19 protein-coding genes are annotated in these 23,450 nt (G+C 72.5%); 6 read left to right on the top strand and 13 right to left on the bottom strand.

Annotation, left to right across the window (positions count from 1 at the left end; genetic code table 11):
• Nucleotides 1-234 precede the first annotated feature (234 nt).
• Together AC07AW_RS12020 and AC07AW_RS12015 are read right to left on the bottom strand one after the other, a co-directional pair.
• Nucleotides 235-972, bottom strand: coding sequence for a hypothetical protein (locus AC07AW_RS12020; protein WP_478815344.1), 738 nt, complete (start codon nt 970-972; stop codon nt 235-237).
• 5 nt (nt 973-977) lie between these two features.
• Nucleotides 978-1,628 (bottom strand): papain-like cysteine protease family protein, encoded by a 651-nt coding sequence (locus AC07AW_RS12015; RefSeq protein ID WP_478815287.1) that lies wholly within the window; start codon nt 1,626-1,628, stop codon nt 978-980.
• Nucleotides 1,629-1,864: 236 nt separating this feature from the next.
• Here AC07AW_RS12015 and AC07AW_RS12010 point away from each other — a divergent pair, with 236 nt between their 5' ends.
• A complete protein-coding gene (locus AC07AW_RS12010; protein ID WP_478815286.1) occupies nt 1,865-2,794 on the top strand; it encodes a hypothetical protein in 930 nt (309 codons plus the stop codon).
• 10 nt (nt 2,795-2,804) lie between these two features.
• Here the strand turns inward: AC07AW_RS12010 and AC07AW_RS12005 are convergent, their stop codons facing one another.
• Nucleotides 2,805-3,230, bottom strand: coding sequence for a Rieske (2Fe-2S) protein (locus tag AC07AW_RS12005; RefSeq protein WP_478815285.1), 426 nt, complete (start codon nt 3,228-3,230; stop codon nt 2,805-2,807).
• Between the two features lie 293 nt (nt 3,231-3,523).
• Nucleotides 3,524-6,568: an excinuclease ABC subunit UvrA gene (gene uvrA, locus AC07AW_RS12000; protein WP_478815284.1), complete on the bottom strand. Its 3,045-nt coding sequence runs from the start codon at nt 6,566-6,568 to the stop codon at nt 3,524-3,526.
• Between the two features lie 156 nt (nt 6,569-6,724).
• Here uvrA and AC07AW_RS11995 point away from each other — a divergent pair, with 156 nt between their 5' ends.
• From AC07AW_RS11995 to AC07AW_RS11985, 3 genes are all read left to right on the top strand, one after another.
• Nucleotides 6,725-7,414, top strand: a complete 690-nt coding sequence (locus AC07AW_RS11995) for a maleylpyruvate isomerase family mycothiol-dependent enzyme (RefSeq protein WP_478815283.1) — start codon at nt 6,725-6,727, stop codon at nt 7,412-7,414.
• Nucleotides 7,415-7,449: 35 nt separating this feature from the next.
• Nucleotides 7,450-8,106, top strand: coding sequence for an MBL fold metallo-hydrolase (locus AC07AW_RS11990; RefSeq protein ID WP_478815282.1), 657 nt, complete (start codon nt 7,450-7,452; stop codon nt 8,104-8,106).
• 135 nt (nt 8,107-8,241) lie between these two features.
• Nucleotides 8,242-9,528: an MFS transporter gene (locus AC07AW_RS11985; protein WP_478815343.1), complete on the top strand. Its 1,287-nt coding sequence runs from the start codon at nt 8,242-8,244 to the stop codon at nt 9,526-9,528.
• 75 nt (nt 9,529-9,603) lie between these two features.
• Here AC07AW_RS11985 and AC07AW_RS11980 read toward each other — a convergent pair whose 3' ends face one another.
• From AC07AW_RS11980 to AC07AW_RS11960, 5 genes are all read right to left on the bottom strand, one after another.
• On the bottom strand, nt 9,604-10,602 hold the full coding sequence (locus tag AC07AW_RS11980) for a TerC/Alx family metal homeostasis membrane protein (protein ID WP_478815281.1): 999 nt from the start codon (nt 10,600-10,602) through the stop codon (nt 9,604-9,606).
• 230 nt (nt 10,603-10,832) lie between these two features.
• Nucleotides 10,833-12,722, bottom strand: a complete 1,890-nt coding sequence (locus tag AC07AW_RS11975) for a TerD family protein (protein ID WP_478815280.1) — start codon at nt 12,720-12,722, stop codon at nt 10,833-10,835.
• 109 nt (nt 12,723-12,831) lie between these two features.
• Nucleotides 12,832-13,410 (bottom strand): TerD family protein, encoded by a 579-nt coding sequence (locus AC07AW_RS11970; protein ID WP_478815279.1) that lies wholly within the window; start codon nt 13,408-13,410, stop codon nt 12,832-12,834.
• 152 nt (nt 13,411-13,562) lie between these two features.
• Nucleotides 13,563-15,701 (bottom strand): excinuclease ABC subunit UvrB, encoded by a 2,139-nt coding sequence (gene uvrB, locus AC07AW_RS11965; protein WP_478815278.1) that lies wholly within the window; start codon nt 15,699-15,701, stop codon nt 13,563-13,565.
• A gap of 71 nt (nt 15,702-15,772) precedes the next feature.
• Entirely contained in the window at nt 15,773-16,684 is a 912-nt protein-coding gene (locus AC07AW_RS11960) for an MHYT domain-containing protein (RefSeq protein ID WP_478815277.1), read from the bottom strand.
• Nucleotides 16,685-17,016: 332 nt separating this feature from the next.
• Here AC07AW_RS11960 and AC07AW_RS11955 point away from each other — a divergent pair, with 332 nt between their 5' ends.
• Nucleotides 17,017-17,595 (top strand): methylated-DNA--[protein]-cysteine S-methyltransferase, encoded by a 579-nt coding sequence (locus AC07AW_RS11955; protein WP_478815276.1) that lies wholly within the window; start codon nt 17,017-17,019, stop codon nt 17,593-17,595.
• A gap of 67 nt (nt 17,596-17,662) precedes the next feature.
• A complete protein-coding gene (locus tag AC07AW_RS11950; protein WP_478815275.1) occupies nt 17,663-18,955 on the top strand; it encodes an MFS transporter in 1,293 nt (430 codons plus the stop codon).
• A gap of 167 nt (nt 18,956-19,122) precedes the next feature.
• Here AC07AW_RS11950 and AC07AW_RS11945 read toward each other — a convergent pair whose 3' ends face one another.
• The 4 genes from AC07AW_RS11945 to AC07AW_RS11930 form a co-directional block, all read right to left on the bottom strand.
• Nucleotides 19,123-20,103 carry a TolB family protein gene (locus AC07AW_RS11945; protein ID WP_478815274.1) on the bottom strand — a complete coding sequence of 327 codons (981 nt, stop codon included), beginning with the start codon at nt 20,101-20,103 and terminating at the stop codon, nt 19,123-19,125.
• Nucleotides 20,100-21,389 carry an MFS transporter gene (locus tag AC07AW_RS11940; protein ID WP_478815273.1) on the bottom strand — a complete coding sequence of 430 codons (1,290 nt, stop codon included), beginning with the start codon at nt 21,387-21,389 and terminating at the stop codon, nt 20,100-20,102. Before AC07AW_RS11940 ends, AC07AW_RS11945 begins: the two co-directional genes overlap by 4 nt.
• A complete protein-coding gene (locus tag AC07AW_RS11935) occupies nt 21,389-22,729 on the bottom strand; it encodes a discoidin domain-containing protein (protein ID WP_478815272.1) in 1,341 nt (446 codons plus the stop codon). Before AC07AW_RS11935 ends, AC07AW_RS11940 begins: the two co-directional genes overlap by 1 nt.
• 326 nt (nt 22,730-23,055) lie before the next feature.
• Nucleotides 23,056-23,412: a cupin domain-containing protein gene (locus AC07AW_RS11930; RefSeq protein ID WP_384565537.1), complete on the bottom strand. Its 357-nt coding sequence runs from the start codon at nt 23,410-23,412 to the stop codon at nt 23,056-23,058.
• Nucleotides 23,413-23,450: the final 38 nt, after the last annotated feature.

Raw genomic sequence — 23,450 nt, 5'->3', positions numbered from 1 at the left:
CCTCTGGCGCCGGCAGGGCGCGGGTCCGTTGTGCCCACCCGTTCCGCCCCAGCGGAACGATTGCCCACAACGGGGGCGGGTGGGCACCGCCCCGGCCGAAGGGGTGCCCCCAACGGGGTGGGCACCGCCCCGGGGAGCGGTTGCCCACAACGGGGAGGTGGGGCACCGCCCCGGCGGAGCGACTGCCCGTCACCGTCCGGCGGAGCGGGTGCCCGCGGCGGGCGGTGGGGGCCGTCAGGTCGCGCGGCGGCGGCGCAGCGTCCGGGACGCCAGGGTCAGGACCACCAGCCCGCCCGCACCCGCCGCAGCCGCACCCGCCGCGACACCCCGCCCCTCGTCCCGCGGCGACGCCTCGTAACCCCCCGCCGCCCCCTTCCGCGCGTACGCGGAGCCCGGCAGCTTGTCGCCGTACGCACGTACGACCCGCTCCCGGTAGGCCGTGAGGCTCGTCCCGTCGCGGCCGACGGCCCGTACCGCGTCCTCGTCCAGCGGCAGCACCTTCGCCCCCTTCTGGACGTACCACGCGTCGATCTGCGGCTCGCGGAAGACGAGGCCGCCGCGGCCCATCTCCGCGTACCGGATCTCGTCGTCGCCGGTGGCGATGTTCACCACCTGCCAGCCGCCCGGCTGCTTCACCGTCCACAGCGAGGCCTTCTGCCCGTCCGAGGCCACGGCCCTGCTGGCGCGGAACTCGACGCGGGCGACCGGTGCCCCCGGCTTCCCGGCGACGAAGTCCGGGGAGAGGAGCCGCACCGGGACGGAGGCGCCGTCGACGCGCGGTGCGGCCGCCGTGCGGGCGAGGGCCCCGTCGCGGGCGAAGAACCGGGACAGGGTGTCGAGGGTCTGCGGCGCGGAGGCGGCCTTCTCGGGGGTCGGCGCGGGCGGCAGCCCCTCGGCGGCGGCCGCGGGGAGCGCTCCGAGGGCGACGAGCGCGGCGGCGAGGAGGCCGGTGGCGGTGGCGCGTGCGTTCATGGTGGTCACGCCCCGATCCGGTAGAGCGAGTGGGTCCAGGAGAAGGAGTTGTTGTTGATGTACCAGGCGTGCGAGGCCCAGTTGTAGCGGTCGCTGGAGGGCCAGGGGTCGCCCCAGTAGACCCAGCTGTTCGCGTCGTCGTAGCCGTAGATCACGTGCATGTGGCCGCCGCCGCTCGACCACTGGATGCGGGTCTCGACGGGCCGGTCGGCGTTGATCTCGGTCTGGACGGTCGAGTACCGCAGCCAGCCGTCGACGTACGAGCCGGGGCTGATGCCGGCCCAGCTCAGGCCGGTCTGGACGTTGCCGAGCGTGGCCTGCCAGTTGGGGCAGTCGTAGCCCTGCTGCCGGTTGAAGGCGGCGTTGCAGAACTGGTTCTGGCTGTAGTTCCGGCCGTACCAGGTGGCGATGGTGTTGCCGCTCGCCGCCCAGCACCAGTTGGTCTTCTGCTGGGCCTGCATGGTGATGTTCAGCCGCTTGTAGGCGAGGGCGGAGACACCCTCGTCCGAAGTCACGGCGGGCACGGCGGGCACGGCAGGCACGGCAGGCACGGCGGGCACGGCGGGTGCGGCGGGGGCGGCGGAGGCCGGGGTCGTGGGGACGAGGAAGAGGGCGGCCGCGGCGAGTGCCGCGAGGTCGATCAGTCTTCTGCGCATCGCGTTCCTCCCAGGGTGGGGGGTGGGGATGTGGGGAGTCGGAGGAGCGCGTCCGGACGCTGGTCAGGAGCATCGGCCGTTGTCGGGACCGGGTCAACACGCTTCAATGCGGGGTGACATCGGACTGTGAACGGTGTGACCCGGGTGTGAACGGACTCCCATGGCCCACCTGCCCGCCCACCCCTCGCGGCGCGACGGTCCGTGCCCCCGTCGTGAACGTTCACCGAGGAGTCCTCGTGAGCCACACCGAGGCCGATCTGGTGCAGCTGCTGCACACCGGCCCCTTCCATCTGGCGCTGCGCACCGCGCTCGCCGTGCGCGGGCTGCCGCTCCAGCGGGTGCAGCACCATCTCGCGCACCGGGGCGTGAAGGTCGGGGTGACGAGTCTGAGCTACTGGCAGCAGGGCGCCCGCCGGCCCCAGCGGCCGGAATCCCTGAAGGCCGTCCGGGCCCTGGAGGAGGTGCTCCAGCTGCCCGGGAACTCACTGCTGCGGCTTCTGACGGAGGACGCGGCCGCCCGTTCCGAGGTGGAGCGCCCGGCGGGCCGCTCGTACCGCTCACTGGTGGAGGCCTCGGGCTCGGTCGAGGAGCTGCTCGCGGAGCTCGAGTCCCCGGTGGACGGCGGGCTGCACACGGTGGGGCACCACGAGCGGGTACGGATCGGGGCGGGGCGGGAGCTGGTGGGGCGCGAGTCGCAGCACGTGGTGCGGGCGCACCGGGACGGCGTGGACCGCTATCTCGCCATCCACCACGGCGACCCGGGCTGCGACCCGTCGCGGGTGGTGGTGCGGGCGGTGGAGAACTGCCGGAGGGGGCGGGTGCGGTGGCACGCCGGGACGGGCGTGCTCGTCGCGGAGCTGCTCTTCGACGCGCGGCTGCGGGCCGGGGACACGTACCTGTTCTCGTACGGCTTCGAGGACGGTACGGCGGGGCCGAGCGGGGAGTACGTGCGCGGGTTCAGCTTCGCGGGCGGGCAGTACGTGCTCCAGGTCCGCTTCGACGATGCGGCGCTGCCGGTGCGGTGCCGGAGGTTCGCGCAGGCCTCGGCGGGGGCGCCGCGCGGCGGCCGTGCGGAGCTGACCCTGAGCGGCCGGCACCGCACGGTGCACCTCGTGGAGCAGGGGGTACGCCCGGGGATCCTGGGGATCGACTGGGACTGGGCGTGAACGCCGGCGGTCAGGCCTCGGGTCCGGCCACCAACTTGCCGTCCTCGACGCGGATCGGGACCTCGGGGAGCGGGACGGTGGCGGGGCCCTGGACCGCCTTGCCGGTCGTCACGTCGAAGCGGCTGCCGTGGCAGGGGCAGTTGCCCTCGTTGTCCTCGACCTTGTCGAGGACACAGCCGGCGTGGGTGCACTGGGCGCTGAAGGCCTTGTACTGGCCCTTGGCGGGGCAGCTCACGACGAGCCGCTGCTCGCGGTAGAGCTTGGAACCGCCGACCGGGATCTCGTCCGGGGCGCCGAGGGGCACCGGGGCGGTCGGGGTCGGGACCTCGGCGTGGCCGAGCTTGGACTCCGTGGAGCAGGCGGCGACTCCCAGCCCGGCGGCTCCGGCGAGGGCCGCGCCTTTCAGTACGGTGCGGCGGCTGGACTGGCCGGACATGAGCGCTCCACGGTGAGATCGGGGACAACACACCCCAGGGGGTGACCGACCCGACGATACCGGCGCCCTCTCCCACCCCATCGGCCGGGCCTGACCCGGGAGGCAGGGCCGGGCCCCGAGGCGTACGACCCGGGCCTGGGGCGTACGGGCAGGGCCCGGGGCGTACGGGCAGAGCCCAGCTCGTAGGGCAGGACCCTGGCCGTACAGCCAGCGCCCGGGGCGTACGGGCAGGGCCGAGCCGCCGCAGCCCCCGGCGCGCGGCAGGGCCCCCGGTCGGGGGCCCTGCCGGGACCTCACGCCTCGCGGGCCCGGGTCGTCGCCTTCTTCGCGGCGGTCTTGGTGGCCGTGGCCGCCTTCTTCGCGGGGGCCACCGCCTTGGTGGCGGTCTTCTTGGCGGGGGCCTTCGCCGCCACCGTCTTCGCCGCCGGCTTCTTCGCCGCCGCCTTGTTCGAGCCGCGGGCCGCCGGGATCGTCCCCGCGGCGTCGCTGATCCGCTCGGCGCTGAGGATCTCGCGGAGGAACTTGCCGGTGTGGCTCGCCGGGACCGAGGCGACCTCCTCCGGCGAGCCCTCGGCGACCACCAGGCCGCCGCCGCTGCCGCCCTCGGGGCCCATGTCGATGACCCAGTCCGCGGTCTTGATGACATCGAGGTTGTGCTCGATGACGATCACCGAGTTTCCCTTGTCGACCAGGTTGGACAGCACCTTGATCAGCTTCGAGATGTCCTCGAAGTGGAGACCGGTGGTCGGCTCGTCGAGGACGTAGACCGTGCGGCCCGTCGAGCGCTTCTGGAGCTCGGAGGCGAGCTTCACGCGCTGCGCCTCGCCGCCCGAGAGCGTCGGCGCCGACTGACCGAGGCGGACGTAGCCGAGTCCGACCTCGTTGAGCGTGCGCAGGTGCCGGGCGATGGTCGGGACGGCCTCGAAGAAGTCGAGGGCCTCCTCGATCGGCATGTTCAGGACTTCGGCGATGGACTTGCCCTTGTAGTGGACCTCCAGGGTCTCCCGGTTGTACCGGTCGCCGTGGCAGACCTCGCACGGGACGTAGACGTCCGGGAGGAAGTTCATCTCGATCTTGATCGTGCCGTCGCCGGAGCAGTTCTCGCAGCGGCCGCCCTTGACGTTGAAGGAGAAGCGGCCGGGCAGGTAGCCCCGGACCTTGGCCTCCATCGTCTCGGCGAAGAGCTTGCGGACGTGGTCGAAGACGCCGGTGTACGTCGCCGGGTTCGACCGCGGGGTGCGGCCGATCGGGGACTGGTCGACGTGCACGACCTTGTCGACGAGGTCGTCGCCGTCCACGCGCGTGTGCCGTCCGGGCACCGACTTGGCGCCGTTCAGCTCGCGCGCCAGGTGGGTGTAGAGGATGTCGTTGACCAGGGTCGACTTGCCGGAGCCGGAGACGCCGGTGACGGCGGTGAGGACGCCCAGCGGGAAGGAGACGTCGATGTCCCGCAGGTTGTTCTCGCGGGCCCCGTGCACGGTGAGCCGGCGTCCGGGGTCCATGGGGCGGCGGATGTCCGGGGTGGCGATCGCCCTGCGGCCGGACAGGTACTGCCCGGTCATCGACTCCTCGTTGGCGAGGAGCTCCTTGAGGGAGCCGGAGTGGACGACCTTGCCGCCGTGCTCGCCGGCGCCGGGGCCGATGTCGACGACCCAGTCGGCGACCTTGATGGTGTCCTCGTCGTGCTCGACGACGATGAGCGTGTTGCCCATGTCCCGGAGCCGGACCAGGGTCTCGATGAGCCGGTGGTTGTCGCGCTGGTGGAGGCCGATGGACGGCTCGTCGAGCACGTACAGCACGCCGACCAGGCCGGAGCCGATCTGGGTGGCGAGCCGGATGCGCTGGGCCTCTCCGCCGGAGAGCGTGCCCGCCGCCCGGTTGAGGGAGAGGTAGTCGAGGCCGACGTCGACGAGGAAGCGCAGCCGCTCGTTGACCTCCTTGAGGACCCGCTCGGCGATCTTCTTGTCACGGGCGTTGAGCGTGAGGCGGGAGAGGAACTCGGCGCAGTCGCTGATGGACATGGCGGAGACCTCGGCGATGGACCGGTCCATGACCGTGACCGCGAGGACGATCGGCTTGAGGCGGGAGCCCTCGCAGGTGGGGCAGGGCACCTCGCGCATGTAGCCCTCGAAGCGCTCGCGGCTGGAGTCGCTCTCGGCCTCGGTGTGCCGCCGCTTGACGAAGGAGACGGCACCCTCGAAGGCCGGGGTGGTGTACGCCCGCTCGCGTCCGTACCGGTTCCGGTAGCGGACCTCGACCTGGGTCTTGTGGCCGTGCATCAGGGCCTTCTTGGCGCGCTGCGGCAGCCCGGCGTACGGGATGTCCGTGCGGAAGCCGAGGGCCTGGGAGAGTCCGCCGATGAGCCGGCCGAAGTACTCCTTGGTGTGGCCGTGCGACCAGGGGTGGATGGCGCCCTCGTCGAGGGACCTCTCCTCGTCGGGGACGATCAGCTCCGGGTCGACCTCCATGCGGGTGCCGATGCCGGTGCAGTCGGGGCAGGCGCCGAAGGGCGAGTTGAAGGAGAAGGAGCGCGGCTCCAGCTCCTCGAAGGACAGGTCGTCGTACGGGCAGTAGAGGTGCTCCGAGTACATCCGCTCGCGCTCGGGGTCGTCCTCGGCGAGGTCGACGAAGTCGAGCACGACCATGCCGCCGGAGAGTCCGAGCGCGGTCTCGACGGAGTCGGTGAGCCGGCGCTTGGCGCTGTCCTTCACGGTGAGGCGGTCGACGACCACCTCGATCGTGTGCTTCTCCTGCTTCTTCAGCGTCGGCGGCTCGCTGAGCTGGATGGTCACGCCGTCCACGCGGGCGCGGCTGTAGCCCTTGGTCTGGAGGTCGGCGAAGAGGTCGACGAACTCGCCCTTCCGCTCGCGCACGAGCGGGGAGAGCACCTGGAAGCGACTGCCCTCGGGGAGGTCCAGGACCTTGTCGACGATGGCCTGCGGCGACTGGCGGGAGATGGGGCGGCGGCACTCGGGACAGTGCGGCTTGCCGATGCGGGCGAAGAGCAGGCGGAGGTAGTCGTAGACCTCCGTGATGGTGCCGACCGTCGAGCGCGGGTTGCGCGAGGTCGACTTCTGGTCGATGGAGACGGCGGGCGAGAGACCTTCGATGAAGTCGACGTCCGGCTTGTCCATCTGGCCGAGGAACTGCCGGGCGTACGAGGAGAGCGACTCGACGTACCGGCGCTGCCCCTCGGCGAAGATCGTGTCGAACGCGAGGGAGGACTTGCCCGACCCCGAGAGCCCGGTGAAGACGATGAGGGAGTCACGCGGGAGGTCGAGCGAGACGTTCTTGAGGTTGTGCTCGCGAGCGCCACGGACGATGAGACGGTCGGCCACGCCGGTCCGCACCTTTCTGGAGAGAACGGATGTGCCTGACACACCCAACAACCAAGGATGCCGGATGCTTCCGCCGAGCCTATAGCACGCACATTCGATTTCCGCCCGCGTCGAGACCGCTTCACCCGAATGAGTGGCGGCGCTAGGGTCGGCGCCATGATCGACCACGAACTCGACCTTGCCTCCGTACGCGAGGCGACCGAGCGGCTGCTGACCGCGGCCGCCTCATGGGACAACGCGGCGACGGCCGAGCCGTCACGGCTTCCCGGCTGGACCCGCGGCCACGTGCTGGCCCACGTCGCCCGTAACGCCGACGCTCTGGTCAACGTCCTCCAGGGCCGGCCCATGTACGCCGACGCCGCGACCCGCGACGCCGACATCGAGCGGGACGCCGCCCGCCCGCTCGACGTCCACCTCGCCGACCTGCGCGAGTCCGCCGACCGCTTCCAGGCCGTGGCCGCCGAGCCCGCCGACTGGAGCCGCACGGTCGAGCTCCGCAACGGGGTCACCGACAGCGCCTCCCGGATCCCCTTCCGCCGCTGGGTGGAGGTCGCCCTGCACCACGTCGACCTGGGCGTCGGCTACGAGCTGGAGGACCTGCCCGAGGAGTTCGTCCAGCGCGAGATCGACTTCCTCGCGGAGCGCTTCGCCGGCCACAAGGACGTACCGTCGACCGGCATCCGGGCGGAGGGCGGTCAGGTCTGGACGACAGGCGGCGGCGCCGAGGGAGGCCCCGTGGGCGTCTCCGGCCCCTCGCCCGAGATCCTCGGCTGGCTCGCCGGGCGCCGCGACGGCTCCGGCCTGAAGACCGAGGGCGGCCCCTTGCCGGAGCTTCCTCCGCTGTAGCCGCCACTGTCACTCCCCGGGGCTAGTCTGAGGCCATGACGTACAGCGGAGTGGTGAAGGTCGGCGGCGCAGCGGACGTGCACGAGCTCACGGACCTGATGATCTCGAAGGTCGCGGTCGGCCCGATGGACAACAACGCCTATCTCCTGCGCTGCCGGGCGACCGGCAAGCAGCTGCTGATCGACGCGGCCAACGAGCCCGGGACGCTGCTCACGCTGATCGGTGACGACGGCATCACGGCCGTCGTCACCACCCACCGGCACGGCGACCACTGGCAGGCCCTGGAGGAGGTCGTCGCCGCGACCGGCGCCACGACCTTCGCGGGCGCGTACGACGCGGAGGGCATCCCGGTCCCGACCGACGTGCCCGTCGAGGACGGCGACACGATCCGGGTGGGCCGGGTCGAGCTGACCGCGCGCCGCCTGGTCGGGCACACCCCGGGCTCGATCGCCCTGATCTACGACGACCCGCACGGCCACCCCCACGTCTTCACCGGCGACTGCCTCTTCCCCGGCGGCGTGGGCAACACCTGGAAGGACCGGGAGGCCTTCGCGAGCCTGATCCACGACGTGGAGACCAAGCTCTTCGCGGTCCTGCCCGACGAGTCCTGGATCTACCCCGGCCACGGCAAGGACACCACGCTCGGTGACGAGCGCCCCCACCTCGCGGAGTGGCACGAGCGCGGCTGGTGACGCCCGGCGCGCAGCCTCCGAGCTGCGCACCTCCGCACGCCCCCGTAACCCGGACGGCGGCGGGGTAGTTGGCGCGACATGCGCCAAAGTCACCCTCCGTCGCCGTCCCCGACGCCCCCGGCCCCGGCCCCCTCGATGGGGCGGCTCGCCGCCGCCTCGCTCGTCGGCACCGCCATCGAGTTCTTCGACTTCTTCGTCTACGGGACAGCCGCCGCCCTCGTCCTGGGGCCGCTCTTCTTCCCCACCTTCTCGCCGCTCGCCGGGACCCTGGCCGCCTTCGGCACCTTCGCCGTCGGATTCCTCGCCCGTCCCCTCGGCTCGGTCCTCTTCGGGCACGTCGGCGACCGGTACGGCCGGCGGCCGGTCCTCTTCGCCTCGCTGCTCCTGACCGGCTGCGCCACCGTCGCGGTCGGCTGCGTCCCCACGTACGCGACGCTCGGCATCGCCGCCCCGGTGCTGCTCCTCACCCTCCGCTTCCTGCAGGGTCTCGGCCTGGGCGGCGAGTGGGGCGGGGCGGTCCTGCTCACCGCCGAGCACGCCCCCGAGCGCCGGCGCGCGCTGTGGGCGAGCTTCCCGCAGATCGGCCCTCCGATCGGCTTCCTCCTGGCGAACGGGGTGATGCTGGCGCTCACCGCCGGGCTGAGCGACGCCGAGTTCCGCGCCTGGGGCTGGCGCGTGCCGTTCTGGGCCGCGGGGCTGCTGGCCCTGGTCGGACTGCTGCTGCGCTCCTCGCTGGCGGAGACCCCGCAGTTCGAGGAGCTGTCCGCGTCCGGGCGGCGCACGGGCTCCCCGCTGGCCGAGATCGTCCGCGACCACTGGCGACTTGTGCTGCTGACGGCCGGGGCGCTCGCGGTCGGGTACGCCGTCTTCTACACGGTCTCCACCTGGGCGCTGGCCTACGGCACCGAGCGGCTCGGGGTGAGCAGCACGGTGATGCTGACCTGTGTCATGGCGGCGGTGGCGGTCCAGGGCGCGGTCACCCCGTTCGTGGCGCTCCTGGGCGACCGCTGGGGCCGCCGGCCGCTCTGTCTGGCGGGGTGCGCGGCCTCGGCGCTCTGGATGTTCCCGATGGTGGCCCTGCTGCACACCGCGCGGCCGCCGCTGATGTTCCTCGGGTTCCTGGGCTCGATGCTGGCCTTCATCACGATGTTCGCGGTCGTCGCCGCGTACCTTCCGGAGCTGTACGAGCCGCACGTCCGCTGCACCGGCGCCGCCGTCGGCTACAACCTGGCGGGCGTCCTGGGCGGCGCGCTGACGCCCATCGTGGCCACGACCCTCTCCGACGGCGGCTCCGGGCCGCCCTGGGGTGTCGCGGCCTATCTCACGCTGGTCGCCCTGGTGAGCCTCGGCTGCTTCGCCCTGCTCCCGGAGACCCTCCCGGGCCGCGCCGGCCGGCCGGCGCCCGAGCCGGCCGCCGCCTGAGCGGCACCTGCGGACAGCACAGCGACGGCCGACCGGAGTGCATCCGGTCGGCCGTCGTCGTGTGCGGGAAGGGCGTCAGGCCTCGACGCTGTCCTTCGGGGCTTCCTCCACGGCCTCGGCCGCCTCGCGCTGCGCCTGCTTCTTGGAGGCGATCAGGCTGGTGATGGTCGTGATGACCAGGACACCGCCGATGACCGCCAGCGAGAACGGGATGGAGATCTCGGGGACGTGCACCCCGGACTCGTGCAGGGCGTGGAGCACCAGCTTCACGCCGATGAAGCCGAGGATCACCGACAGGCCGTAGCTGAGGTGGACCAGCTTCTTGAGCAGGCCGCCGATCAGGAAGTACAGCTGCCGCAGACCCATGAGGGCGAAGGCGTTGGCGGTGAAGACGATGTACGGGTCCTGGGTGAGGCCGAAGATCGCCGGGATGGAGTCGAGGGCGAAGAGGATGTCCGTGGTGCCGATGGCGAGCATGACGACCATCAGCGGGGTCAGCACCCGCTTGCCGTTGTTGCGGATGAAGAGCTTGGTGCCGTGGTACCGGTCGGCGACGCCGAACTTCTTCTCGACGGTCTTGAGGAGACGGTTCTCCTCCCAGTCGTCCTCCTCCTCGTCGGCGCGCGCCTCCTGGATGAGCTTCCAGGCGGTGTAGATCAGGAACGCGCCGAAGAGGTAGAAGACCCAGGAGAAGCTCGCGATGATCGCGGCGCCGGCGGCGATGAAGATCGTGCGGAGCACCAGGGCGATCACCACGCCCACGAGCAGCACCCGCTGCTGGAGGTGGGAGGGGACCGCGAACTTCGCCATGATCAGGACGAAGACGAAGAGGTTGTCGACGCTGAGCGACTTCTCGGTGATGTAGCCCGCGAAGAACTCGCCGGACGCCTGGCTGTTGCCGAAGAACAGCAGGCCGAGGCCGAAGAGTCCGGCCAGCACGACCCAGACGATCGTCCAGATTCCGGCTTCCTTGACCGACACGTCATGGGGCTTGCGCCCGATGAAGAAGTCGGCACCGATCAGGGCAGCAAGACCAAGAATGGTCACTACCCACAGGGTCATTGAAACGTCCACTGCGCCTCCGGCGTCGTACGGCTACTGATCAGCGTCGTCGCTGCCGGAGGTCTCTTCCACCCGGGCGGCGGACGGGCCGCCGGGCCGACGCCCCGGGATCGGATCGATGAGGATCCGTCCGTATTGACGGGTACGCCGCGCATGGGGAGTACTCCCCTCCGCACGAAAAAGACTACCCGAAAGACCAAGAGAAGGTAAAGGGCAGGGTAAAGAGCCACCAAAAGACCAGGTCAGAGCGTCTTTCCCGGGCGAGCGGCCGCCACCTGCGCAAGGACCTGGCGGAGGATCACGCTGCCCGGCGGAAGGAGCGGCGGCTCGTACGACCAGGCATGGCCGACCCACGGATCGGCCAGGTGGTCGTCCGGCACCGGGGTGAGCCGCAGCAGCGAGCGCCACAGCGGGTCGAGCAAGGGCCCGTACGCGGCCGCGTCCTCCCGTGCGGCGACCATCAGCAGATGGACGCCGACCGAGGGCCCCTCGTCCGCGAGGTACCGCAGCCGGGTGACCGCCCGGTCGTCGAAGCCGTGCGGGAAGTCGTGCACGATCAGCAGCTGCCGGGCCGTGTCGAGGCCGGGCGGCAGCGCGTCGGCCGCGCCACCCCGCTGGGCCATCTGCAGCAGGTCGACCCGCTCCGTGAGCTGCTCAAGGACCGCCGTGACACCGGCCGCGCCCCGGGCGGGCGGGGCGGCCGCCCCCGTCTCCACGAGGGGCGCGAGGGCCGCCGTGCCCGCGCCCGCCGGGTCGACGAGATGGACGGTGAAACCGCCGGCCGGGTGCGCCGCGAGCAGCCGCGCCGCGTGTGCGACGGCGGAGTCCAGCGCGAGCCGCCGCAGCTCGACCTCGTCGAGGAACGCGGCCGCCTCGGAACGGCCGCGGCCGGAGTCCACCCAGAGGCCGCGCTCAAGGGGAAGCCGGACGAGCATGGGGATCCGCAGGTCGGCGCGCTCGGGGAGGTGGAGGTCGCCGAGGCGCACGGCCATCGGCTCCTCGGTGGGGACGCGGTAGCCGTGCCAGACGGGGTTGTCCCAGCGGGCGTAGGCGACGGGCAGCGCCGGCTCGACGACCTCGGACTCGGCGGCGAGCTGGGCGAGGTCCCGGTCCAGGACCTCCCGGGCGCGCTCCACGAGCTCGTCGTGCCGGGCACGGGCGGCGGCCCGGGCGGCGTCGTTCGCGCCCCCGGCCCGGGCGCGGTAGTCGGTGAGCGTCTCGTCGAGCTCGCGGTCGAGCCGGGACTCCGCGAAGTCGCAGGCGCTGCGGTAGGCGGCGGCGGTACGGGCCAGGTCCTCGAACATGCCCCACACCTGGTTGTAGAGCCGCTCGTCCATGGACCAGCCCGAGGCGTCCCCGGCGACCGGCACGGGCGGGGCCTGCCGGGGCTCGGGGGCGGGGGCCGGAGCCGGGTCGGCGGCGGCCGGCCGGCGCCGGGGGTGGGAGTAGTCGACGGGACCGCCGGTGGCGACGCCCGTCTCGGGGGTGGGGGGCGGTGTCGCCGGTGCCGGGTCCGGAGCGGTCGGCGGCGCAGCCTGGCGTACGAACTCCGGCTCGGGGACGCTCGGCGGGGCGGCGGGCGCGGGGGCGGCGTCCGGGGCCGCCGTCGCGAGGATCGTGGCGGCGAGCGCCTCGGGGCGCTCCAGGCCCTGGTCGCCGAGCAGGGCGGCGAGACCGCCCTCGTACCCCTGGCCCATGGCGCGGACCTTCCAGGCGCCCTGGCGGCGGTACAGCTCCAGGGCGACGACGGCGGACTCCCGGTCGAGGCCGGTGAGGGTGTAGCTGGCGATCTCGGTGCCGTCGGGGCCGCTGACGGCGACGTAGGGGGCGGCGAGGGCCCCGAAGCGGGCCGTACCGCCGGTCAGCGCGAGGAGGACCGAGACACGGTGGACGGCTTCGGGGACCGCGTCGAGGTCGACGGCGAGACGGTGGTCGGCGGCGGTCCGCCCGGGGACGTCGACACCGGGGAGCGAGGGCGTGCCCGGGTGGGCGATCCACTCGGCGCCGGCGACCCTGCCCTGTTCGTCGCCGAGGGTGGCCCCGGCGAGCACCGGATGACCGGCGGACACCCGGATCTCCAGTCGGGTGTCGGGCAGGGGGTGGTTCTGCCCCCGGACCAGCTCGGCCGTCATCGACTCTGTCCCCTCGGTGTTTCCGGTCGGTGTGTCCGGGTGCGGTTCATGCGGACAGCTCCCGGTGGCCTGGTGCCTCCGGGAGCTGTGAGTGCCGTGCCGGGCCCTTCTACAGGTGCGGCAGGATCGCCGGCATCAGGTCCTGGAAGGTGCGGCCGTTGGCCGGGTTGCCCAGGGCCGTCATCTGCCAGCCGGAGCCGGCCCGGTGCACCTTCGCCATGATCTGCGCGGTGTAGTTGCCGCCGCCGTCGAGCGTGTAGCGCGCGAGCTCCTGCCCGTTCGTCTCGTCGACGATCCGGCAGAAGGCGTTCTGCACCTCCTGGAACGTCTGGCCGGTGAAGGAGTTCACCGTGAAGACGATCTGGTCGATGTGGACCGGCACCCGCTCCAGGTCCACGAGGATGGCCTCGTCGTCGCCGCCCTGGCCGGCGCCGCCCACCAGGTTGTCACCGGTGTGCTTGACCGAGCCGTCATCGCTGACCAGGTGACGGAAGAAGACCACGTCGACCGGCTGCTTCTCGGCGAAGAGGACGGCCGAGGCGTCCAGGTCGATCTCCCGGGTGCGCGAGCCGAAGAGACCGCGGCGCGGCGCCGCCTGCCAGCCGAGCCCCATCCGCACCTGGGTGAGGCTGCCCCCGCCCCGCTTCTCCAGGCTGATGGCCTGACCCTTGGTCATGTTGACCGACACGCGTTGCCCCTCTCGTTGAGCGTTCCCCGCGACCGCTGTCCGGTGCGTGCGGTTGTCGAGCACCCTACGCAGCCGCACCGACACAGCGGAGACACGGTCCGGTTTTGTGTCGGTCTTGCAACACACCGGACCGTCCGTCCGCGCCCGTCCGGTCAGGCGAGTCCCGCCTCCTTCATCTGGCGCAACTCCTTCTTCAGCTCCCCCACTTCGTCGCGGAGCCGGGCCGCCACCTCGAACTGCAGCTCGGCGGCCGCGGCGCGCATCCGGTCGGTCATCTCCTCGATGATCGCGGCCAGTTCGGTGGCGGGCCGGTCGCCGAGCTCGACCGTCGCGCCCGCCTTGCCGCCCTTGCCCCTGGCCGCGGGGCCGTGCGCGGCGAGCGAGGGCACGGGGGCCTTCGCACCCTTGCCCTCCTTGCCCTGCCGGTAGCCGGTGCCGAGCAGTTCCTCGGTGTCGATCTCCTCGCGCGCGATGGTCGCGACGATGTCGTTGATCTTCTTGCGGAGCGGCTGCGGGTCGATGCCGCGCTCCGTGTTGTACGCGATCTGCTTCTCGCGGCGCCGGTTGGTCTCCTCGATGGCCTGCTCCATCGCCGGGGTGATCCGGTCGGCGTACATGTGGACCTGGCCCGAGACGTTGCGCGCGGCGCGGCCGATCGTCTGGATGAGGGAGGTCCCGGAGCGCAGGAAGCCCTGCTTGTCGGCGTCGAGGATGGCGACGAGGGACACCTCGGGCAGGTCGAGGCCCTCCCGGAGGAGGTTGATGCCGACGAGGACGTCGTACTCGCCGGCGCGGAGCTCGCGGAGGAGTTCGATGCGGCGCAGGGTGTCGACGTCGCTGTGCAGGTAGCGCACCTGGATGCCGAGCTCCAGGAAGTAGTCGGTGAGGTCCTCGGCCATCTTCTTGGTGAGGGTGGTGACGAGGACCCGCTCATCGCGCTCGGCGCGCAGCCGGATCTCGTGGACCAGGTCGTCGATCTGGCCCTCGGTGGGCTTGACGACGACCTCGGGGTCGACGAGTCCGGTGGGGCGGATGATCTGCTCGACGAAGCCGTCGCCGCGCGAGAGTTCGTACGTCCCGGGGGTCGCGGAGAGGTAGACGGTCTGGCCGATCCGCTCCTGGAACTCCTCCCACTTCAGCGGGCGGTTGTCGAGGGCGGACGGGAGCCGGAAGCCGTGGTCGACCAGGGTCCGCTTGCGGGAGGCGTCGCCCTCGTACATGGCGCCGATCTGGGGCACGGTGACGTGCGACTCGTCGATGACGAGCAGGAAGTCCTCGGGGAAGTAGTCGAGGAGGGTGTTGGGGGCGGAGCCGGGCTCGCGGCCGTCGAAGTGCATCGAGTAGTTCTCGATGCCGGAGCAGGAGCCGATCTGGCGCATCATCTCGATGTCGTAGGTGGTGCGCATCCGCAGTCGCTGGGACTCCAGCATCTTGCCCTGCTTGTCGAGCTCGGCGAGCCGGGTCTCCAGCTCGCGCTCGATGTCGTTGACCGCCCGCTCCATGCGCTCGGGGCCCGCGACGTAGTGGCTGGCGGGGAACACGTACAGCTCGCGGTCCTCGCTGATGACCTCGCCGGTGAGCGGGTGGAGGGTGGAGAGGGCCTCGATCTCGTCGCCGAACATCTCGATGCGGACGGCGAGCTCCTCGTACACCGGGAAGATCTCGATGGTGTCGCCGCGCACCCGGAAGGTGCCGCGGGTGAACGCCAGGTCGTTCCGGGTGTACTGGATGTCGACGAAGCGGCGGAGCAGCTGGTCGCGGTCGATCTCCTCGCCGACCTTGAGCGGGACCATCCGGTCCACGTACTCCTGGGGCGTGCCGAGGCCGTAGATGCAGGAGACCGAGGCGACCACGACGACGTCCCGGCGGGTGAGCAGGGAGTTCGTCGCGGAGTGACGGAGCCGCTCCACCTCCTCGTTGATGGAGGAGTCCTTCTCGATGTAGGTGTCCGACTGCGGGACGTACGCCTCGGGCTGGTAGTAGTCGTAGTACGAGACGAAGTACTCGACGGCGTTGTTCGGCAGGAGCTCGCGGAACTCGTTCGCCAGCTGGGCGGCCAGCGTCTTGTTCGGCGCCATCACCAGGGTGGGGCGCTGGAGCTTCTCGATCATCCACGCGGTGGTCGCCGACTTGCCGGTGCCGGTGGCGCCGAGGAGCACGACGTCCTTCTCGCCCGCGCGGATGCGCCGCTCCAGGTCGGCGATGGCGGTCGGCTGGTCGCCGCTGGGCTTGTACTCGCTGACGACCTCGAAGGGCGCCACCGAACGTTCGATCTTGGAAACTGGCCGCATGCAACCACCGTACGACCCGGCACTGACACTCGGGCGGTGATCGGCTCACCGCCCGGTCGCCGGGCCTTCCGTCACCAGTCCTGGGAGCGGTGTCCGCCGCGCGCGACGCTGCGGCGGGCGCCCCGTCCGGCGGCCCGGCCGGGAGGGCGCGCGGTCCAGTTGGCGGGCTCGCCGTAGGACGGGACATGGCGCGGGGCGGGCACGCCGGGGCGGTGCGGGGTCCGGGCGGCGGGGCGCTGCCAGTCCGGGTCGCCCATGACGAGCAGCGGGTCGAACATGACGACGACGGCGGCCAGGATCAGGAAGACCGCCGGGCCGATCAGCATGGGCAGCAGGAGCGAGGTGGCGGTGGGGCCGGCTCCGGGGTGGGCCTCGGTGCCGTGCAGGTGGACGCTGACGGCGGCCATGGCGGTGTAGTGCATACCACTGACGGCTCCGCCCATCACCAGGCTCGCGCCGAGACTGGCCAGAAATCCATGGACGGAGACGGCCGCCCAGAGGGCCGCGGTGGCGGCCACGACGGCGATGACCACGGAGAGGGCGACGGTGAGCGTGTCGTACTCGATCCGGCCCTGGAGGCGCATACCGGCCATGCCGAGGTAGTGCATGGTGGCGACGCCGAGGCCGGTGATGGTGCCGCCGGTGACCAGGGTGAGGGCGGTCGCCCCGCGGTAGCCGACGATGAAGATGCCGATGCCGACCATGAGGACGGCGACGCCCAGGCTGGCGAAGGTGATGGGGCGGTCGTAGTCGATGGGCGCCTGCTCGACGGAGAAGCCGATCATGGCGATGAAGTGCATCGTCCAGATGCCGCTGCCGATCGAGGTGGCGCCGAGGGCGAGCCAGCCCGCCTTGAAGCTGTCGCGGTGGCGGAGCGATCTGGTGGTGCACCTCAGGCCGAGGGCGCCGCCGAGGCAGGCCATGAGAAAGGCGGCCACCGGCGTGACGAGCCCGTAGCTGAATCCGTCGACCGTGCCCTGCATGAGCGTGTGTCCTCCACCCCTGGTGCAACGTCGTCCGAAAACAGTCGGTACCGCTGGGTAGTACTACCGGGGCGAGATTATGGCGCGCCCGGGGCCGGGCGACCACGTGACCGGGGATTTTCCGTTCGCGAGACCGGAGCGAGACCGGCCCGTGATCTCGGCGGCGGCGCGGGTCCGTGAACTCGGTGGCGGTGCGGGTCCGTGATCTCGATGGCGGTGCGGGTCCGTGAACTCGGTGGCGGTCCGGACCGGGTTGTCGGCAGACGTCCCGCTCGGGTGGTCGGCAGCCTTCTCGGACCGGGTTGTCGGTGCCGGGTCGTACCGTGGGCGGCATGGACATCGACACGGGGGCGGAAGAGGGTCCGGCCGGCCGGGAGCGGGCCGGCACGGTGGAGTGGACGGTCGTGGAGAGCGACATCGGGCCGCTCTTCCTCGCCGCGACCGGGCGGGGGCTCGTGCGGGTCGAGTTCCACGCCGACGCGGCCCGGCGGGAGCGGATGCTCGACCGGCTGGCGGGACAGCTCGGCGCGGAGTTGGTGGAGTGCGCCTCGGGGCGGCTCGCGGAGGCGATACGCCGGCTCGACCGGTACTTCGCGGGCGAGCCCGACGAGCTCGACCTGCCGCTGGACTGGAGCCTGACGACCGGCTTCAACCGGCAGGTGCTCCGCGAGCTGGCGGCGGGTGTTCCGTACGGGACGGTCGTCGGGTACGGGGAACTGGCGAGGCGCGTGGGGCAGGCGGGTGCGGCGCAGGCGGTCGGAGCGGCGATGGGCGCCAATCCGCTGCCGGTGGTGGTGCCGTGCCACCGGGTGGTGGAGAGCGACGGCGGCCTCGGCGGTTTCGGGGGCGGTCTGGAGACGAAGCGGCAGCTGCTGGCCCTGGAAGGGGTGCTGCCGGCGCCGCTCTTCTGAGCGTGGGTGCGCGTCGGGGAAGGAGGCGGCGTTCCCATCGGATGGGACGGCTGGCACACTCACGTAAGTGACACATACCCCCAGTGCCCCTGACGCCACCGTGCCCGGCCGGATATCCGTCCCCGTCACCCCCGCCGAGCTGCCCGCGCTCCGCCGCCGTGTCCAGGCCGGGCTGATCGCCACCCAGGTCCTGGGAGGCCTCGGCATCGCCATCGGCTTCGCCCTCGCCGCCGTCCTGGCGCGGGACGTGAGCGGCACCGAGGCCCTGTCCGGTCTCGCGTCGACGGCGTCGGTGGCCGGTTCCGCGCTGCTCGCCATGCCGCTGGCCACGCTGATGACCCGGCGGGGGCGCCGGACGGGACTCGTCCTCGCGTATCTGCTGGCGGCGGTCGGCGCCGGTGTGGTGGTGCTCGGGGCGGTCGTCGACAGCTTCCCCGTCCTGCTCGTCGGCCTCGTCGGCTTCGGTGCCGGGTCCTCGGCGAACCTGGCGGCCCGCTTCGCCGCCGCCGACCTCGCCGAGCCCGACCGCAGGGCCCGGGCCATCTCCACGGTGGTGTGGGCGACGACGATCGGCGCGGTGCTCGGTCCGAACGTCGCCGCGCCCGCCGGAAGGAGCGTCTCGGGCCTGGGGATCCCGGCCGCCGCGGGCCCGTTCGTCTGGGCCGCCGGTGTCTTCGTGCTCGCCGCGGCCGTGGTGGCCGTGCTGCTGCGCCCGGACCCGCTGCTCACGGCCCGCGCGCTGGCGGACGCCGGGCCGGGCGAGGCGGCGGAGGGCCGCTCCCTGCGGTCCGGGATGGACGCGGTACGGAAGTCCCCACGGGCCCGGATCGCCCTGGTCACCATCGCCGGCTCGCACACCGCCATGGTGTCGATCATGTCGATGACCCCGGTGGCGCTCACCCACCACGGCGCGGACATCCAGCTGATCGGGCTCGTGATCAGCGGGCACATCACGGGGATGTACGCCTTCTCGCCGCTGATGGGCTGGCTGTCCGACCGGCTCGGCCGGCTCTCTGTGATCGGGCTCGCGGTGGGGCTGATCGGTACGGCGGCGCTGATCGCGGGCACGGCGGGACCGTCCCACGGCCGGATCGCCCTGGGCCTGTTCGTACTCGGCCTGGGCTGGTCGGCAGGGCTCGTGTCCGGTTCGGCGCTGCTCACCGACTCTGTGCCGCAGGCCGCGCGGGCCGCCGTCCAGGGTCTCTCCGACTTCGTCATGAACACCGCCGCCGGGGTCGGCGGCCTCGCCGCCGGCCTGATCGTCTCGCAGGCGGGATACGGACCGCTGAACGCGATCGCCGCGTGCCTGCTGCTGCCGATGGCAGCCCTCGCGCTGCGCGGCGCCCTCCGCAAGGCCTGAGCCGCCGGAGGCCCTCAACGCTGCACCGCACGGACGCCCTCAACGCAGCACCGCACAGAGGCCCCTCAGCGCGGCACCGCACGGACGCCCTCAACGCAGCACCACACAGAGGCCCCTCAACGCTGCACCGCACGGACCCCCTCGGCGCGGCGCCGCACAGAGGCCCCTCAGCGCGGCACCGCCGGGGACGAGGCCCCGGCGGCCACCCGCCGCGGGGCGCCCGTGCCGTCGGCGGGCACCGACCAGACCGCTCCCCCGTACCCGTACGCGAGGGTGTTCGCGTCCGTCCACAGCGCCTGGTCGTCGATGCCGCGCCCCTCGGCGACGGGGTGCTCGCGCCCGGTGCGCAGCTCGTACACGTACAGCCGCCACGGATCGCGCGGGCCGTCGGACACCCGCTTCTTGAAGGCGACCCGGGTCCCGTCCGGGGAGAGCGAAGGGCATTCGACGTTCTCCCGCAGGGTCCGGGCGGACCACTTCCGCATGTCCCCCTCGACGAGATGCGTGCGGCCGCCGGTCGAGACGGTGGCATAGAAGCGGTTGTCGTCGGCGGCGAAGCTGACGCCCCAGTAGTTGACGTCGGGGGCGTGGTGGCGGCGGCCGTCGAGGGTGAGCGGGATCTGCTCGATGTTCTTCACCAGGTAGCCGGTGCGCAGGTCGAGGATCGAGGTGCGGGTCGCGAAGGCCGAGCGCGCGTACGAGTCGCCGGTGGCGAACATCGTCCAGGACAGCATGCGTCCCGAGGCGGAGACCCTGGCCCGGCTGGGGATGCCCGGCAGGCCGATGCGGCGGACCTCGTGGAGCCGCCCGTCGAGCACGAGGACGTACGAGCGGGCCGGCACGCCCGGCCGCCGCTGGAGGCAGAGGGCGGTGGAACCGGCCGCGTGGAAGCGGTCGCAGGAAGGGCCTCCCGTCACCCGGCGGCCGGGCGCGGCCGGGTCCACGCGCGCGATACGGCCGCTCGCGGTGTCCCGGACGTAGAGCGCCCCGGTGCCGCCGTCGAGGGTGAAGCCGGGGTCGGCGCTGCTGTCGGCGGCGGCATGCCCGGAGGCGGTCCGCAGGGTGTAGGCGGTGGCTCCGCCGCCGAGCAGCAGGAGGGCGAGGACGAGGATCCCCACACGCGCGCGCGTGGAGGCGGTGATGTTCATGGCGTGGTCCCTTCGGGGGTGGGCCCGGACGGCAGCAGCCGGGCGGCGCAGCCCAGGGCCACGGCGAGTGCCAGGAGCGCCGCGACGAGCGCCGTCTCCGGTCCGCTCGCCGTCCAGACGGCGCCGAAGGCGACGGCTCCACCGAGCCGGGCGAGCGCCTGCGCGGTCTGGACGACCGCGAGGCCGCCGGCCTGCCGTCCCTCGGCGAGGAAGGGTCCGGTGAGGGCCATCAGGACACCGTCGGTGGCGGCGTAGAAGACCCCGAGCAGCAGGAGGACGCCCACGAGGGCCGTCGTGCCGGGCACGGGGGCCAGGAGCAGTCCGTAGGCGAGGACCAGGGCCCCGTGCCCGTACAGGAGCGGTCCGCGGCGCCCGAAGCGGTCGGCGATGCGGCCGGCGGGGACGGCGAGCAGGAGGTAGACGCCGGCCGCGCAGAGCGGCAGGAACGGGAACCAGGTGGGGTCGAGGTGGAGGCGCCGCTGGAGCAGCAGGTAGAGGAACGAGTCGCCGACGGTGGCGGCGCCGAGGAGGGCGGCGCAGAGCACGATCCGGCGGTACGCGGGCGAGCGTCGCAGGGTCGCGAGGAGTGCGCCACGCGCGCGTGTCTCCGCCGGGGCCTTCGGCCGGGTGTCCCGGTCGTTCCGTACCGGCCCGGGGTCCCGCGGACGCCCCGGGACGAAGAGCAGCCAGAGCAGCACGCCGAACGCGCCGACGCAGAAGCTGACGGCGAAGACCGCCTCGTACGTCTCGGCCGTCGCCCACAGCAGCGCGAAGGCGGCGAGCGGTCCGAGGAGGGCGCCCGTGGTGTCCATGGCGCGGTGGGTGCCGAAGGCGCGGCCCAGGTCCTCGGGCGGGCTGTGCAGGGTGATGAGCGCGTCGCGCGGGGCGGTGCGGACGCCCTTGCCGAGGCGGTCGGCGGCGAGGGCTCCGGCGATCCAGCCGGTCGCCCCGCCGGCGAGGAGGAGGCCGAGCCGGGAGCAGGCGGAGAGGGCGTAGCCGAGGCCGGCGACCTGTTTGTGGCGGCCGCCGCGGTCGGCGGAGGCGCCGCCGAGGAGCCGTACGAGCGCGGTGGCGCCGGTGGAGAGGCCGTCGAGGAGCCCGAACTGGAGCGGGGAGAGGCCGAGTCCGAGGACCAGGTAGAGCGGCAGGACGGCGGTCACCATCTCCGAGGAGACGTCGGTGACGAGGCTGACCGTGCCGAGGGCGAGGACGGTGCCGGGGACGCGCCGCCGGGTCCCTGCGGGACGGGGCGGCGCGTCGCGGCGACCGGTGGTCGCGAGGTACATCAGTGGCAGGTGTAGGTCGGGCCGGAGTCCTTGACCTGGTCGTCGGTGCCGACGTACTGCCAGGTGTAGGTGGTGTCGGTGAGGTTCAGCTTCAGGACGCCGTACGTGCCGCTGATCCGCTTCTGGCTGTTCGGCTGGACCGTCTCGATGGGATAGGGCTCGGCGCCGCCCATGCCGCCGACGATCTCGACGATGCCGTCGGCGGTGGCCCGCCCGTCCGGGTCCTGCGGGGCGAAGCGCTCGTAGTGGTGGTCGTGTCCGTTGAGGACGAGGTCGGCCCTGGCGCCGTAGAGGATCTGCCAGACGGGCTTGGAGACGGGGTCGTTGCCGTGGCCGCCGGAGGAGTACAGCGGGTGGTGGAAGTAGGCGGCGAGGCAGCCCTTGGTGTTCCGCGCGAGGTCGTCCTTGAGCCACTGGATCTGCGCGGCGTCGTCGAAGGAGTTGGAGTCGAGGGCGACGAAGTGCCAGTTGCCCTGGTCGTAGCTGTAGTACGGCTTGCCCTGCGGGTAGGCGATGGCGCCGAAGTACGACTTGTAGCCGGAGAACGCGCCGGCCGGGTCGTAGGACTCGTGGTTGCCGGGCACGGGCCGGGTCTGCGCCTTGAAGGCGCCCCAGGTCTTGTCGTAGTAGTTGCGGAAGTCCGAGAGACGGGCGTCGTCGTACTGGTTGTCACCCATCGTCAGGTAGAAGGACGGCGCGATCCGCTGGGCCAGGGCGGCCGTCTTCGGGTGGGCGCAGGAGCTGCTGGAGGCGGTGCACTGGGCGGCGATGTCGCCGGCCGCGACGACGGTGAAGGCGCCGGTGGGCGGGGGTGTGGTGGAGGTGGTGCCGTAGACCTCCACGGTGTAGAGGGAGTAGCCGTACGAGGTGCCGCGCGCGGTCCCGTAGACGCGCAGGTAGCGGCCGGTGCCGGTGAGTCCGGTCCAGTCGTCCGTGGCGCCGTTGCCGGCGGTCTCGGTGGCGAGCCGGGTCCAGGTGGTGCCGTCGGCGGAGATCTCGACGCGGTAGGCCTTGGCGTAGGCGGCCTCCCAGACGAGCTTGACGCGGGAGACGGTGGCCGCGGGGCCGAGGTCGACCCGGATCCACTGCGGGTCGATGCCTTCGGCGCTGGCCCAGCGGGTGGTGGCGTTGCCGTCGAAGGCCTTCTCCGGGCCGAAGGTGCTGTCCTCGACGGAGGAGGACGTGGCCGGCCTGCCCTGGGAGATCAGGGTGTCGGCGGCGGCTCCGGCCCGGTCCGGGAGGGCGAGCAGGAGTCCGCCGACGAGCAGCAGCACGGCGGCGAGGACGAGGGGCAGTCGGTCGGTGGTGCGGCGAGGTGGGGCGGAGGCGAACAGGCGCATACCTGGGCTCCCTGGCCTGAGGGGTCGGCGAGAGCTGGACACCGGTGCGGGGCACCACGGCCGCACCGGACGCACGGACCGGGTCGCCCGTGCCGCGCGGTGCGGGCACGGGCGACCGGCCGGGTGGCGATTCGGGGCGCCACGCGGTGGGGTGGTGCTCGGCGGCCGGGTCAGAGCTCTCGCTGAGCGCGTCACGCCCCTGGGATGGAGCTTGGGGTGGGGCGCCGCGCCAAGCCGCTGCCGGGGAGGATAGCGGACAGGAAGGTTTCCTACCAGACTCCCGACCGCCGCTCGTCCGCCCCGACTTCGGACGGCTCGGGCAGGCCTCAGAGGCTGATGTGGTACGCCTTGCGCAGGGTCTCGTGCACGGTCCAGGTCGTCCGGTCGCCCTCCCGCAGCACGCACGCGTCGCCGGGGCCGATCTCCAGGGTCTCGCCGCCCTCGACGGCGACGGTCGCGCGCCCGGAGACCACCACGAACAGCTCGTTGGCCTCGGTGTCGGTGACGACGCCGGGCGTGATCTGCCAGATGCCGCGCAGCTGCTTGCCGTCGGCCGACTCCCACAGCACCTTGCCCGTCACCTCGGGCGTGCCGGAGACGATCTGGGCGGGGTCGAGGGGCTCGACTTCGAGCTCCGCGTCGGGGATGTGCACGGCGAAGGAGGGCACGTCATGAGTGGTCATGGGCGGTGACTGTAGCGGGGGTCCGGAGGCGTCCCCAG

Source organism: Streptomyces sp. NPDC044003, assembly GCF_056435185.1.
The sequence above is the reverse complement of the archived record's forward strand: the minus strand, read 5'-3'. Positions and strand labels throughout refer to the sequence as shown.